At 69.0% G+C, this 835-nt stretch carries 1 protein-coding gene; it reads left to right on the top strand.

Annotated elements, in window-relative coordinates; genetic code table 11:
• Positions 1-137: 137 nt before the first annotated feature.
• Positions 138-835 (top strand): IS5 family transposase (locus ABD207_RS31895; RefSeq protein ID WP_344016802.1); only part of this gene is annotated, 698 nt, incomplete at its 3' end.

The following is an 835-nucleotide window of genomic DNA, read 5'->3' as shown; positions in this document are numbered from 1 at the left end:
AGGAGGCCCTGTTGCCGCAGTCTTTCGCGCTCACCTGTGTGGAGTCCAACTCGCCGTCCCTGTCGTGTGACTGCCTCGCGCACAGGTTCGGCAACGCAGCCGACGGGCCGGAGCGCGTGCGGTGTTACGGCTCGGACATGACAGATGCGGAATGGCAGGTCATCCGGGCGGTGCTGCCGGTGCCCGCGTGGCTTGAAGGACGGGGCGGCCGACCGGAGAGCTATTGCCACCGTGTGATGCTGGATGCCGTCCGCTACGTGGTCGACAACGGCGTCAAGTGGGCCAATCTGCCTGCGGACTTCCCGCCGTACCGGCGTGTGCATGCATTCGCCCGCCGCTGGCAGGTGACGGGTCTGCTCGCCGAGTTCCACGACCGGCTGCGTGACCGCGTGCGGGACAAGGAGGGCCGCTCACCGGACCCGACGGCCGCCATTGTGGACTCGCAGTCACTGCGGGCAGCGGCGAACATCCCGCGCTCCACGTCCGGCTGGGACGGCGGGAAGAAGGTGGGTGGCCGCAAGCGGCACCTGGTGGTGGACTGCCTCGGCCTGGTCCTGGCCGTCGCGGTGACCGCGGCGAGCGTGCAGGACCGCGACGCCGCCGTCCCGCTGCTTGAGCGGCTGCGACAGATGTACTTCTCCATCCGCCTGGTGTGGGCGGACGGCGGCTATGCCGGGCGGCTGGTCGACTGGGCAGCCGAGAACCTCAACCTCACCCTGGAGATCGTCAGACGCACCGACGACACCACGGGCTTCGTGGTGCTGCCACGCAGGTGGGTGGTGGAAAGAACGCTCAGCTGGCTGATGCGTTCGCGCCGCTTGGTGCGCGACTACGA

It is taken from the genome of Streptomyces thermospinosisporus, assembly GCF_039526425.1.
Lineage (GTDB): Bacteria > Actinomycetota > Actinomycetes > Streptomycetales > Streptomycetaceae > Streptomyces > Streptomyces thermocarboxydovorans.
Note: the sequence above shows the minus strand (reverse complement) of the source record. Positions and strands in the feature narration are given on the sequence as shown.